Source organism: Corynebacterium striatum ATCC 6940, assembly GCF_000159135.1.
In the GTDB taxonomy this organism is placed as follows: Bacteria; Actinomycetota; Actinomycetes; order Mycobacteriales; family Mycobacteriaceae; genus Corynebacterium; species Corynebacterium striatum.
The window spans coordinates 613,321-624,609 of sequence record NZ_GG667520.1; the positions used below are offsets into that span (position 1 = coordinate 613,321).

Consider the following 11,289-nt stretch of genomic DNA (forward strand, 5'->3'; position numbering starts at 1 on the left):
AGTCCATCATCGTTGGCTACGCAGGCGAGCTGCACCCACAGGTTCTCGAGGCGCTGAACCTTCCCGCACGCACGTGCGCAATGGAAATCGATGTCACTGCGTTGCCGACCGACGAGCTTTTCCCAGCACCGGTCTTGTCTGCCTTCCCAGCACTGCATCAGGACATCGCGCTCATCGTCGATGAGTCCACGCCTGCTGAAGAGGTGCGCAAGGTCGTCGAAGAGGGTGCCGGCGAGCTTCTCGAGGCAGTAGAGCTTTTCGACGTCTTCCGTGGTGAGCAGCTTGGCGCGGATAAGAAGTCTTTGGCGTTCAAGCTCATCTTCCGGGCAGATGACCGCACTCTTACTGACGAGGAAGCTAACGAGCACCGCCTCGCAGCGGCCGAGCTGGTCAAGCAACGCCTCGGCGCGGAGATGCGCGCTTAGGAGGCCTGGAACCCCAGCCGCTGAAGTTGCAGTAGAGCTAAGCCTTTCCCTCAAAGTGGATTACTGAGGGAAAGGCTTTCCTAATGCGCTGTGTAAGGCGTCACCGCGCTGCCGCATCCTTGACGGACTGTGTCGTAGGTCATATTCTGGGGATTGTCGGCTAATGCTTCCTTGCGAGGGGTAGGGCAGATTTCATCCCGTGCTTTTTAATGGGAAATTTTCCTGAATAACTTACAGTGTGTTGCATTATTTGCTACGGTGGGCGCATGACGATTTCAGTAGCAATTGCAGGCGCCACCGGATACGCAGGAGGCGAAATTCTTCGCCTCCTGCTTTCGCATCCTGCGTACTTCGCTCGACAGCTGCAGATAGGCGCGCTGACTGGGCGCTCGAATGCTGGGCAAAAGGTCTCCGAACTCATGCCGCATCTGCCGCAGCTGGCAGACCGCATAATTGACGAAACCACCCCAGAGGTGTTGTCTCAACACGACGTAGTTTTCCTTGCCCTCCCGCATGGCCACTCCGCAGAGATTGGACGCCAGCTGGGGGAGAAGGTAGTGGTCATCGACTGTGCTGCTGACTTCCGCCTTCGCAACAAGGCCGACTGGGATGAATTTTATGGCGGCCAGTATGCGGGCGCATGGCCCTACGGTATCCCCGAGATTCCCGGAAACCGTGCTTCGCTTAAGGGCTCTAACCGGGTCGCAGTTCCCGGTTGTTTCCCCACCACCATTACCTTGGGGGCGCTTCCCGCTGTTAAGGGAAACCTGATTGAGCCAGACCTCTCCGTCATTGCTATCACCGGCGTATCCGGCGCTGGAAAGAAGGCTTCTGTGGCGCAGCTGGGAGCCGAAACCATGGGCAACGTCAAGGCCTACAAGCCAGGTGGTACCCACCGGCATACCCCTGAAGTGGTGCAGAATCTGCAACCATTTACTGAGGACACAGTCTCGGTGAGCTTTACTCCCGTACTTGCGCCGATGCCACGCGGCATCCTCGCCACCGTAACCGCGCCGTTGCGGGACGGCGTGACCGCCGAGGAAGTCGCGCAGGTGTTCGCAGACTTCTATGCGAACGAACCATTCTGTTACGTCCTTCCCACGGGGCAGCAGCCTGAGACCCAAAATGTCGTGGGCACCAACATGGTGCACATTCAGGCCCATGTGGATAAGCGTGCACGACGTCTCGTTATCACTGCAGCCTTGGACAACCTCTGCAAAGGCACGGCAGGCGCCGCTGTGCAGTGCATGAATCTTGCACTGGGCTGGGATGAGACCGCCGGTTTGCCGCAAGCAGCAGTCGCCCCTTAAGCCCTGCAGGCATACCCACCTCTGGCACCTATCTACTCCAGAATCCACCCCCTATTTTCGTCTCGTATTAAGGACTAATCATGACTTCTTCGGCCACTCAGACCGGCGTTACTGCAGCAGCCGGTTTCCGCGCAGGAGCAACCACAGCGGGTATCAAGCCATCCGGTAAATCAGACATGGCTCTCGTCATCAACGAGGGTCCCAACTTTGACGCGGCAGCGGTGTTTACACGCAATCGCGTGGTGGCCTCCCCAGTTAAGGTCTCGCGGGAAGCTGTAGCCGACGGCGTCTTAAAGGCAGTGCTCTTTAACTCAGGTAACGCCAACGCATGCAACGGCGCCCAGGGCGACCAAGATGCGCGTGCCACTGTGAGCGCCGTCGCCAAGCATCTTGCGCTCGACAGCAGTGACGTAGCCGTGTGTTCGACCGGTCTCATCGGCGAACCTTTGCCTATGGACAAGGTCCTCAAAGGCATTGACGTGGTGGTCGAGTCAATCGGCACCAGTGCTGAGCACTCGAGCGCAGCGGCGACAGCCATCATGACCACGGACACCGTTTCCAAGGAGGCCGTGACTCGTGGCGAGGGATGGGTCCTTGGCGGAATGGGTAAGGGCGTGGGAATGATGGCCCCGTCCCTGGCCACGATGCTGGTGTGCTTGACCACTGACGCGGTGGCCAGCCCGGAGGCTCTGCAGAAGGCCTTGCAGCAAGCCTCCGATCAGACTTTCAACACCTTGGACGTGGACGGTTCCACCTCGACCAATGACACCGTCATCCTGATGGCATCGGGTGCTTCCGGCGTGGAACCCAGCCAAGAAGAGCTCAACGCGGCAGCGTTGGCAGTGTGCGCTGACATCGCGGATCAGCTCCAAGCAGACGCCGAGGGTGTGACTAAGCGCGTGCGCATCACCGTCGAGGGAACCGGCAGCGACGCACAAGCTCTCAACGCTGCGCGTACCTTGGGGCGCGACAACCTGTTCAAGTGCGCTATGTTCGGCTCTGATCCCAACTGGGGCCGCGTGCTCGCAGCGGTGGGAATGGCTGATGCTGACATGGACCCAGACAACATCTCCGTGTACTTCAACGATCAGCCTGTGTGCCTGGCCTCGACCGGTGCGCCGGGTGCTCGTGACGTCGATCTGTCCGGCGCCGACATCGATGTCCGCGTCGACCTGGGAACAGGCGGACCGGGCAGGGCGTTTGTGCGTACCACCGACTTGTCCCACGCATACGTCGAAATCAACTCCGCATACAGCTCATAAAAGGAAAGCAAGGAAATAGTCATGCTTCAGGGGCTCACGAATCAAGATCGGGCCAACGTCCTGGCCGAGGCGCTGCCCTGGTTGCAGCACTTCCGGGACAAGGTCGTGGTGATCAAGTACGGCGGCAACGCCATGGTGGATGACCGACTCAAGGCGGCGTTTGCGGCCGACATGGTCTTCCTGCGTACGGTTGGCGCAAAGCCCATCGTTGTCCACGGTGGCGGCCCACAGATTAATGAAATGCTCGGCAAACTCGGCATCGAAGGCGAATTTAAGGGCGGCTTCCGCGTTACGACGCCTGAGGTTATGGACGTCGTGCGCATGGTGCTCTTTGGGCAGGTCGGCCGCGGATTGGTCAATCTCATCAACTCGCACGGGCCATATGCAGTGGGAACCTCCGGTGAGGATGCCGGCCTTTTCACCGCCACCAAGCGCTTGGTGGACATTAAAGGCGAGCTCACCGACATCGGCATGGTCGGAGACATCATTGACGTCAACCCGGCAGCGGTGATGGACATCGTCGAATCCGGGCGTATCCCGGTGGTTTCGACCATTGCGCCAGGCGCAGACGGCGCGGTTTATAACATCAATGCGGACACGGCTGCCGGCGCACTCGCCAAGGCAGTGGGTGCAGAGCGCATGGTGATCCTCACCAACGTTGAGGGACTCTACACCGATTGGCCCAGCAGGGACTCGCTGGTGTCGAAGATTGAATGTGGCCAGTTGGAGGCCCTGCTTCCAGGCCTGGACAGCGGCATGATCCCCAAGATGGAATCGTGCCTCAATGCAGTCCGCGGGGGAGTCAGCGCTGCGCACGTTATTGACGGACGCATCGCACACGCAGTTCTCCTCGAGCTGCTGACCATGGGTGGTATCGGAACGATGGTGCTGCCTGACAACTACAAGCGGGAAGACTACCCAGCGGGCACCGTCTTCAGGAAGGACGACAACGCATGAGTAACCTAACAGAGAAGTGGGGCCAGGTCATCACCAACACCTACGGAACCCCGCCGGTGGCGTTCGTATCCGGCAAGGGCGCTACCCTCACCGACGAAGAGGGCAAAACCTACATCGACATGCTCGCTGGCATCGCAGTGAACTCGTTGGGGTACGGGCACCCAGCGGTAGTGCAGGCAGTCAGCGAACAGGTGGCCAAGGTTGGCCACGTGTCCAACCTCTTTGCAAGCGAGCCAGTGGTGAATGCGGCAGGCAAGCTCATTGAACGCATCGGTGACAGGGATGCCCGCGTTTTCTTCTGCAATTCCGGCGCGGAAGCAAACGAGGCGGCATTCAAGCTTGCACGCTTGACCGGCCGCCGCCGGATTCTCGCCGCGCACCACGGTTTCCACGGCCGCACCATGGGTTCTTTGGCCATGACTGGGCAGCCGAGTAAGCGCAATGCCTTCGAGCCATTCCCCGGCGGGGTGGAGTTCTACACCTACGGCGACATCGACTACCTGCGCACTTTGGTGGAACAGGATCCGCAAGATACTGCGGCTATCATTCTGGAGCCCATCCAGGGCGAAACCGGAGTGATTCCGGCTCCGGACGGATTCCTCAAGGCTGTGCGCGAGCTATGCGATGAGTACGGCATCCTCATGATGGTTGACGAGGTGCAAACAGGCGTTGCACGGACCGGCGACTTTTTTGCGTTCCAGCATGAGGGCGTGCTTCCCGACGTCGTAACGATGGCGAAGGGTTTGGGTGCTGGCCTTCCTATCGGCGCGACCATCGCTAGGGGAGCTGCCAAGGATCTCTTCCAGCCCGGCAGCCATGGCACGACCTTCGGCGGAAACCCTGTATCCTGCGCTGCAGCGAACGCCGTGCTGGATGAAATTGATTCCGAGTTCCTCACTGAGGTCACCCGCAAGGGCGAAAAACTGGCAAAAGGCGTAGAAAAGTCGGGACTCGTAGACAGCACACGTGGCCGAGGGCTTATGCTTGGTGTTGTATTAAATAAGCCGGTGGCTAAGGAAGTCGTCGCGGAGGGGCTCAAACAGGGACTGATTCTGAACGCCCCAAACAAGTCCGTTGTGCGTTTGACCCCGCCTTTGGTCATCAGTGACGAGGAGATCGCTTTGGCACTTGAACGTCTCCTCGCTGTAATGGAGGTATGTGCATGAGTGTGCGGCACTTTCTAGCGGACGATGACTTGTCGCCTGCTGAGCAGGCCGAGGTCCTTGACCTCGCCCTCAAGCTGAAGGCCGAACCATTTTCAGAACGGCCACTCGAAGGCCCTAAATCAGTGGCCGTCTTGTTCGATAAGACTTCAACGCGTACCCGTTTCTCCTTCGAAGCAGGCATTGCCCACTTGGGAGGACATGCCATCGTTACCGAGACCAAGTCCACGCAGATGGGCAAGGGGGAGACGTACCAGGACACCGCAGCAGTGCTCTCGCGTTTTGTGGAGGCAATCGTGTGGCGCACGTATGACCACCAAAACTTCCTCGAGATGGCTGAGACCGCCACGGTTCCCATCGTGAATGCCTTGTCCGACGACCTGCACCCGTGCCAGATCCTGGCGGATTTGCTGACCTGCCGTGAGAACTTCGGCGACCTGAAGGGCCGCAAGGCGGTGTACCTCGGCGACGGCAACAACAACATGGCTAACTCCTACATGCTGGGATTTGCCACCGCTGGCATGGAAGTGGGGATTATCGCGCCGGAGGGATTCCAACCCCAGCAGGAATTCGTCGATCGCGCACGGCAGCGTGGCTCCATCACCGTAACGGACTCGCTCGAGGCTGTGCGCGGCGCAGACGTCGTCATCACGGATACCTGGGTCTCAATGGGGCAGGAGGCTGACGGGCTCGATCGCCGTACGCCTTTTATTCCTTATCAGGTCAATGCCGACGTCATGGCAATGGCTAAGGATGATGCTATTTTCCTGCACTGCTTGCCGGCTTATCGCGGCAGTGAGGTTTCCGCCGAGGTAATCGATGGACCGCAGTCCCGTGTCTTTGACGAGGCGGAGAATCGTCTGCATGCGCAGAAGGCTTTGCTCGTGTGGCTACTCGCTTATAACAAGGAGAACGCTTAAGACATGACCACGACACCAACCACTCGCAATGCTCGCCAGGCCAAGATCCTGGAGATCTTGGACCGCACCAGGGTGACTAGCCAGGTACAGCTTTCTGAGCTGCTCCTCGATGAAGGAATCAACATCACGCAGGCAACGTTGTCCCGCGACCTGGACGAGCTAGGTGCGAAGAAGGTTAAGCGCGATAGCGGCCGCTCCTTCTATATGGTCGGCGGCGAGCTCGAGCAGTTCGAAGACCAAGTGAACGGTCCGCGTGAGAAACTGCGCCGTATGCTTGAAGAGTTGGTTGTTTCCCACGATCACTCCGGAAATATCGCAATGCTGCGTACTCCGGCCGGTGCCGCACAGTACCTCGCTTCGTTCATTGATCGCGTTGGGCTTAGCGACGTCGTTGGCTGTATCGCCGGTGACGACACTATCTTTGTTCTCGCACGCGAAGGAACAACCGGGGAAGAGCTGGCCTTAAAACTTACTTCCCGCGCCATTTAAGTTTTATAGGGTTAGTCGTATAATATTAATTCTACTTCAGTAAAACCCACAGAAATCTACAGAATCACTCGGACGAAGCACTTCGGACGAGTAACCCTCAAGGAGATTCATCATGACTGCACGCGTAGTGCTCGCTTACTCTGGCGGACTGGATACGTCCGTCGCCATTCCATACCTGTCCAAGATGACCGGTGGCGACGTTGTCGCCGTCTCCCTTGACCTCGGTCAGGGCGGCGAGGACATGGAGTCCGTACGCCAGCGTGCACTCGATTGTGGTGCGGTTGAGTCGATCGTCATCGACGCAAAGGACGAGTTTGCCGAGGAGTACTGCCTGCCGACCATCAAGGCAAACGGTATGTACATGAAGCAGTACCCGCTGGTATCTGCAATCTCCCGCCCGCTCATCACCAAGCACCTGGTCAAGGCTGCTCAGGAGCATGGCGGAACCCACGTTTCCCACGGCTGCACCGGTAAGGGCAACGACCAGGTTCGCTTTGAGGTTTCCTTCCGTGCTCTCGATCCTTCCCTGGAAATCATTGCTCCTGCACGTGACTACGCATGGACCCGTGACAAGGCCATCGCCTTCGCTGAGGAAATCAACCTGCCAATCGAGCAGTCCGCATCCTCGCCATTCTCCATCGACCAGAACGTATGGGGCCGCGCAGTGGAGACCGGTTTCCTGGAGGATCTGTGGAACCCGACGACAAAGGACCTCTACGCCTACACCGAGGACCCAGCACTGGGTAACGCTCCGGATGAGGTTGTCATCTCCTTCGAGAAGGGCAAGCCAGTAGCTATCGACGGCAAGCCGGTCACCGTCCTGCAGGCAATCGAGGAGCTCAACCGCCGCGCAGGTGCACAGGGTATCGGCCGTTTGGACATGGTCGAGGACCGCCTGGTCGGTATTAAGTCCCGCGAGGTCTATGAGGCCCCAGGTGCAATCGTTCTCATCAAGGCACACGAGGCTCTGGAAGACGTCACCGTCGAGCGCGAGCTGGCGCGTTACAAGCGTCTGACTGACGCTCGCTGGGCCGAGGAGGTCTATGACGGTCTGTGGTACTCCCCGCTGAAGCGCTCCTTGGACGCATTCGTCGAGTCCTCCCAGGAGAACGTCTCGGGCGATATCCGCATGGTTCTGCACGCAGGCACCGCTACCGTAAACGGTCGCCGCTCTGGCCAGTCGCTGTATTCCTTCGATCTGGCAACCTACGACACAGGCGATTCCTTCGACCAGACTGCAGCCAAGGGCTTTGTCCAGCTGCACGGCCTGTCCACCCAGATTTCTAACCAGCGTGACCGCGACGGCGGTTTCCCAACCGGAAAGTAAAAATGCACAAGACCAACGAGGGCGCACTGTGGGGTGGCCGCTTCTCCGGCGGCCCTTCCGAGGCGATGTTTGCCCTGTCCGTGTCCACTCACTTCGACTGGGTGCTGGCACCTTACGATGTTCTAGCATCCAAGGCGCACGCCAAGGTTCTGCATAAAGCAGGGCTGCTTTCCGACGCCGACCTTGAGACCATGCTTTCCGGCTTGACCGAGCTGGGGGAGAAGGTGGCCTCCGGTGAGTTCGGCCCGCTGCCGACCGACGAGGATGTGCACGGCGCCATGGAGCGCGGGCTCATTGACATTGTTGGCCCAGAGGTAGGCGGACGTCTGCGTGCTGGTCGTTCCCGTAACGACCAGGTGGCTACGTTGTTCCGGATGTGGGTGCGCGACGCGGTTCGCGACATCGCTATTCAGGTCACCGACCTGGTTGACGCGCTGTCCAAGCAGGCGGCTGTTCACCCGGATGCCATTATGCCGGGCAAGACGCACTCGCAGGCCGCGCAGCCGATTCTTCTCGCGCACCAGTTGCTGGCACATGCCCAGCCGCTGCTTCGCGACGTCGATCGCATCCGCGACCTAGACAAGCGCCTTGCGGTTTCCCCGTATGGCTCGGGCGCCCTCGCTGGTTCCTCGCTGCACCTGGATCCAGAGGCAATCGCAGAGGAACTCGGCTTCGATTCCTCCGCAGAGAACTCTTTGGACGGTACTGCTTCTCGTGACTTCGCTTCTGAGACCGCCTTCGTGTTGGCTCAAATCTCGGTGGACATGTCGCGCCTGGCCGAGGAAATCATCTATTGGTGCACGCCGGAATACGGCTACGTCACCTTGGATGACGCATGGTCAACCGGTTCATCCATCATGCCGCAGAAGAAAAATCCCGACGTCGCCGAGCTGACCCGTGGCAAGACGGGCCGTCTCATCGGCAACCTATCCGGTCTGCTTGCGACGTTGAAGGCACAGCCTTTGGCCTACAACCGCGATCTGCAAGAGGACAAGGAGCCCATCGTCGATTCGGTGGCCCAGCTCAACCTCCTGCTGCCCGCTATGACCGGTCTGGTCTCCACCCTTGTCTTCCACGAAGACCGCATGCGTGAACTTGCTCCGCGTGGCTTCACGCTGGCTACCGATCTAGCTGAGTGGATGGTGCGCCAAGGTGTGCCGTTCCGAGAGGCGCACGAAGCATCCGGTGCCTGCGTTCAGATTGCAGAGAAGCGGGGAGTGGATCTGGTGGATCTCACCGACGAGGAACTCGCCGGCGTCGACAAGCGCCTGCTGCCTGCCGTGCGCGAAGTCCTCACCATTGACGGTGCTGTGGCCTCCCGCTCGACCAAGGGCGGAACCGCCGGAGTGCGCGTTGCCGAACAACGTCAGCGCGTGGACGAGCTTTCCGCGCAGTCCCGCGCGTGGGCTCAGACCCCGGTTATTCCGGCCAACTAGCCTTAACCTTGCCGGCCATCTCGAAATCTTCGGGGATGGTCGGCTTTTCTTTGTTTGTTAGTTACCTCCGAGGTATTCGCGGGCCGACGCCGCTCTCTGTAGTGCGGAGATGTAGGATGAACGCCATGAGTCTTGATCCACAACTGCTAGAGATTTTGGTCTGCCCACAAGACAAGGGCCCGTTGACCTATATCGAGGACAAAGAAGTTCTGGTCAATGAGCGTCTAGGCGTGGCCTATCCCATTGAGGACGGAATCCCAGTGATGCTCGTTGACCATGCGCAGGCTTGGCCTCCGTACTCCGCACACGAGTCCTAATTTTCAAAGCCGCAGCTCCGCGGCAAGTCCTAGTACAAGTTGCACGTGGTTCGTGTTCTTCGAGCACAACCTTCTAATCAAGAAAGTCTTTTATGAATATCATCGATGAGCTGTCTTGGCGCGGCCTCATTAACCAGTCCACCGATCTCGAGGCTCTGCGTGACGAGTGCGAGAAGCCCATCACGCTGTACTGCGGATTCGACCCAACTGGCGACTCACTGCATGCGGGCCACCTGGTGCCGATGATCATGCTGCGCCGTTTCCAGCAATTCGGCCACCGTCCGATCACTGTGGCCGGCGGTGCCACGGGCACCATTGGTGACCCTCGAGACGTGGGGGAGCGTTCCATGCTCAGCATGGAGACCATTGAACAGAATCTGCAGGCAATCCAGAAGCAGCTGCGCCGCTTCGTAGACTTTGAGGGCGACAACCCTGCGATCATGGTCAACAACGCGGATTGGACCATGAACATGTCCGTCATTGAGTTCCTGCGCGACGTGGGAAAGAACTTCTCCCTCAACACAATGTTGGACCGCGACACCGTGAAGCGTCGCCTTGAGTCTGACGGCATCTCTTACACGGAGTTCTCGTACATGCTTCTGCAGTCGAATGACTACGTTCACCTGCACCGCGAATACGACTGTGTGCTGCAAATTGGCGGTGGCGATCAGTGGGGCAACATTGTCTTCGGTGTTGATTTGAACCGTCGTATGGATAACGCCAAGGTTCATGCACTGACCGTGCCTTTGGTAACTGATGCATCGGGCCAGAAGTTCGGTAAGTCCACCGGTGGCGGCAAGCTCTGGCTGGATCCGGAGAAGACCTCTGCTTACTCTTGGTACCAGTACTTCCTTAATGCAGGCGATACTGTGGTCATCGATTACCTGCGTTGGTTTACCTTCCTCACCCAGGAGGAGATCGCAGAATACGAGAAGGCCGTGGCCGAAGAGCCATTCAAGCGCGCTGCTCAACGCCGCTTGGCGCAGGAGATGACGAACCTCGTCCATGGCGAAGACGCCACCAAGGCTGTGGAGCTTGCGGCACAAGCGTTGTTCGGCAAGGCCGAGCTGAGCGACCTGGATGAGAAGACTCTGGCAGGTGCACTCGCTGAAACCACCGTTGCAGAGATTGGTGAGGGCGAGCCGCGTACTGCCGTTGACTTGCTTGTTGCCTCTGGCTTGGCAGATTCCAAGGGTGCTGCACGCCGCACCATCAAGGAAGGCGGCGCATACATCAACAACCAGCGCGTTGAGTCGGAAGACTGGGAGCCATCCTCGGAAGACCTGCTGCACGGTGCTTGGTTGGTGCTGCGCCGCGGAAAGAAGAACTTCGCTGGCGCTCGTCTTGCGTAGCGCTCGTTAAGAGGAGTTGAACAACTCCTTCACAGCGTGCGTTGAAAACCGTCCACCATCGGTGGGCGGTTTTCGCTTTTAAGCAGGCGATTTGTCAAGTGTTGTAGCCGTGCGTATATTAATTCGAGTCGCCGCGGCAAGCGGATGACACGGAGATTAACACCGGGTTGACAAGGTCTAAACATGTTGACTAGGATGTGAATTCCAGCCGTTCGAAGTAAAGTGCTTCATAGAAGCAGTTGAATTCGATACGAATGATGTCTGAGAACTCAATAGTGTGCCAATGTACTTTTTACTACTTTGTGGTGATCGTGATTGTGCTGACTAAGCT

Annotated in this window: 11 protein-coding genes; all 11 read left to right on the forward strand. The window is 58.6% G+C overall.

Features of this window, described 5'->3' with window-relative positions; genetic code table 11:
* On the forward strand, positions 1 to 425 hold a 425-nt coding region (locus HMPREF0308_RS05085), incomplete at its 5' end, for a phenylalanine--tRNA ligase subunit beta-related protein (RefSeq protein WP_005529341.1).
* A gap of 266 nt (positions 426 to 691) precedes the next feature.
* Positions 692 to 1,735, forward strand: a complete 1,044-nt coding sequence (argC, locus tag HMPREF0308_RS05090) for an N-acetyl-gamma-glutamyl-phosphate reductase (protein ID WP_005529343.1) — start codon at positions 692 to 694, stop codon at positions 1,733 to 1,735.
* Between the two features lie 80 nt (positions 1,736 to 1,815).
* Entirely contained in the window at positions 1,816 to 2,997 is a 1,182-nt protein-coding gene (argJ, locus tag HMPREF0308_RS05095; RefSeq protein ID WP_034656889.1) for a bifunctional glutamate N-acetyltransferase/amino-acid acetyltransferase ArgJ, read from the forward strand.
* Positions 2,998 to 3,018: 21 nt separating this feature from the next.
* Complete coding sequence (argB, locus tag HMPREF0308_RS05100) at positions 3,019 to 3,954, forward strand: acetylglutamate kinase (RefSeq protein WP_005529348.1); 936 nt, start codon at positions 3,019 to 3,021, stop codon at positions 3,952 to 3,954.
* Positions 3,951 to 5,120, forward strand: coding sequence for an acetylornithine transaminase (locus HMPREF0308_RS05105; RefSeq protein WP_005529349.1), 1,170 nt, complete (start codon positions 3,951 to 3,953; stop codon positions 5,118 to 5,120). The genes argB and HMPREF0308_RS05105 overlap by 4 nt, the downstream gene beginning before the upstream one ends.
* A complete protein-coding gene (argF, locus tag HMPREF0308_RS05110; RefSeq protein WP_005529351.1) occupies positions 5,117 to 6,037 on the forward strand; it encodes an ornithine carbamoyltransferase in 921 nt (306 codons plus the stop codon). The genes HMPREF0308_RS05105 and argF overlap by 4 nt, the downstream gene beginning before the upstream one ends.
* A 3-nt stretch (positions 6,038 to 6,040) precedes the next feature.
* On the forward strand, positions 6,041 to 6,526 hold the full coding sequence (locus HMPREF0308_RS05115; protein ID WP_005529353.1) for an arginine repressor: 486 nt from the start codon (positions 6,041 to 6,043) through the stop codon (positions 6,524 to 6,526).
* 112 nt (positions 6,527 to 6,638) lie between these two features.
* Complete coding sequence (locus HMPREF0308_RS05120; protein ID WP_005529355.1) at positions 6,639 to 7,853, forward strand: argininosuccinate synthase; 1,215 nt, start codon at positions 6,639 to 6,641, stop codon at positions 7,851 to 7,853.
* 2 nt (positions 7,854 to 7,855) lie between these two features.
* On the forward strand, positions 7,856 to 9,289 hold the full coding sequence (argH, locus tag HMPREF0308_RS05125) for an argininosuccinate lyase (protein ID WP_005529357.1): 1,434 nt from the start codon (positions 7,856 to 7,858) through the stop codon (positions 9,287 to 9,289).
* Between the two features lie 116 nt (positions 9,290 to 9,405).
* Positions 9,406 to 9,606, forward strand: coding sequence for a Trm112 family protein (locus HMPREF0308_RS05130; RefSeq protein ID WP_005529360.1), 201 nt, complete (start codon positions 9,406 to 9,408; stop codon positions 9,604 to 9,606).
* Between the two features lie 92 nt (positions 9,607 to 9,698).
* Positions 9,699 to 10,958, forward strand: coding sequence for a tyrosine--tRNA ligase (tyrS, locus tag HMPREF0308_RS05135; protein ID WP_005529362.1), 1,260 nt, complete (start codon positions 9,699 to 9,701; stop codon positions 10,956 to 10,958).
* Positions 10,959 to 11,289 lie beyond the last annotated feature (331 nt).

What these genes read in the sequence shown, in the direction of transcription:
- argB (WP_005529348.1), top strand. Translation starts at nt 3,019, where the DNA reads ATGCTTCAGGGGCTCACGAATCAAGATCGGGCCAACGTCCTGGCCGAG.
- argJ (WP_034656889.1), top strand. Translation starts at nt 1,816, where the DNA reads ATGACTTCTTCGGCCACTCAGACCGGCGTTACTGCAGCAGCCGGTTTC.
- HMPREF0308_RS05115 (WP_005529353.1), top strand. Translation starts at nt 6,041, where the DNA reads ATGACCACGACACCAACCACTCGCAATGCTCGCCAGGCCAAGATCCTG.
- tyrS (WP_005529362.1), top strand. Translation starts at nt 9,699, where the DNA reads ATGAATATCATCGATGAGCTGTCTTGGCGCGGCCTCATTAACCAGTCC.
- HMPREF0308_RS05130 (WP_005529360.1), top strand. Translation starts at nt 9,406, where the DNA reads ATGAACGCCATGAGTCTTGATCCACAACTGCTAGAGATTTTGGTCTGC.
- argF (WP_005529351.1), top strand. Translation starts at nt 5,117, where the DNA reads ATGAGTGTGCGGCACTTTCTAGCGGACGATGACTTGTCGCCTGCTGAG.
- argH (WP_005529357.1), top strand. Translation starts at nt 7,856, where the DNA reads ATGCACAAGACCAACGAGGGCGCACTGTGGGGTGGCCGCTTCTCCGGC.
- HMPREF0308_RS05120 (WP_005529355.1), top strand. Translation starts at nt 6,639, where the DNA reads ATGACTGCACGCGTAGTGCTCGCTTACTCTGGCGGACTGGATACGTCC.
- HMPREF0308_RS05105 (WP_005529349.1), top strand. Translation starts at nt 3,951, where the DNA reads ATGAGTAACCTAACAGAGAAGTGGGGCCAGGTCATCACCAACACCTAC.
- argC (WP_005529343.1), top strand. Translation starts at nt 692, where the DNA reads ATGACGATTTCAGTAGCAATTGCAGGCGCCACCGGATACGCAGGAGGC.